Below are 1201 nucleotides of genomic sequence, written 5' to 3'. Positions count from 1 at the left end.
CACGAGCGCGACGAGTATCGCAAGCTCTACGAGCTCGCCAGCATCGAGCTCGAGCGACTCCGGCGCCACATCTTCGGTCGGAAGGCCGAGCAGGTCGATCCGGCGCAGACTCAGCTCGCGTTCCAGGCCGTCGTCGAGGCGCTCGGCGGGCTCGAGCGGATGTCCGACCCGACGCCGGATGCAATGCCGCCTTCGGACCAGCCGTCCGGTGAGAAGCTCCCGGGCAGCAACAAGCCGAAACAAAAGGAGCGCAAGGTGACGCCGCACGGGCGGCAGAGCCTGCCCGAGCATTTGCCTGTCGAGACAATCGAGCTCCTTCCTCCCGAGGCCAAGGGCGAAGGTGCGGCATCGCTCGTGCGCATCGGCGAAGAGGTCAGCGAGACGCTCGAATGGCGGCCCGCGAGCTTCGTGCGCCTCCGTATCGTCCGTCCGAAATTCGCGACGAAGGGCAGGCCCGACGAAGGCGTGCTCCTCGAGCCCGCGCCCGATGCGCCGATTCCTCGCTGCATGGCGGGCCCCGGGCTGCTCGCGCATGTGCTCGTGAGCAAGTACGGCGATTCCTTGCCGCTCCACAGGCAGGAGAGGATCTACGAGCGAGAAGGCGTGTCGCTCGCGCGCTCGACCTTGTGCAATTGGGTGGGGGCCTCCACCGGGCTTCTCCGGCACATCGTCGACGCGATGGCCAAAGACGCGAAACGCGCGCATTGCATTGCCATCGACGCGACGGGCGTGCTCGTGCAAGCGAAGGAGAAGTGCCGCAGAGGCTACTTCTGGGTGCTCGTCGCGGACCGCGAGCACGTCCTGTTCCGCTTCACGCCGCGGCACACGCAGGACGGGCCGAGGGACTTTCTGCGCGGGTACAAGGGGTACGTCCTCGCCGACGCGCACAATGTCTACGAATTGCTCTACCGCACCGAGGAGGTGACGGAGGTCGGCTGCTGGAGCCACTGCCGACGTGGCTTCTTCAAGGCGCTCTCGTCGGACAAGGAGCGCGCTCTCGCCGCGCTCGGGTTCATCGGTAAGCTGTATGCAATCGACGCCGACACCAAGGAGCTGCCGCCGGCTCGCCGGACGGAGGAGCGTCGGAGGCTCGCGACGCCCGTGCTCGAGGCATTTCGCATCTGGCTCGACGTGGAGGCTCTCGTGGCCTTGCCCAAGAGCCCCATCGGCCAGGCTATCGGATACGCCCGCAATCAGTGGG

At 66.9% G+C, this 1201-nt stretch carries 1 protein-coding gene; it reads left to right on the top strand.

Annotated features, from left to right (window positions below):
* Nucleotides 1-1201, top strand: a 1201-nt coding sequence (locus QHF83_RS53295; RefSeq protein ID WP_282425878.1) for an IS66 family transposase, incomplete at both ends; no start/stop codon positions are given.

It is taken from the genome of Polyangium sp. 15x6 (assembly GCF_029960785.1).
Classification (GTDB): domain Bacteria; phylum Myxococcota_A; class Polyangia; order Polyangiales; family Polyangiaceae; genus Polyangium.
This window is presented reverse-complemented; position numbering and strand designations above follow the sequence as displayed.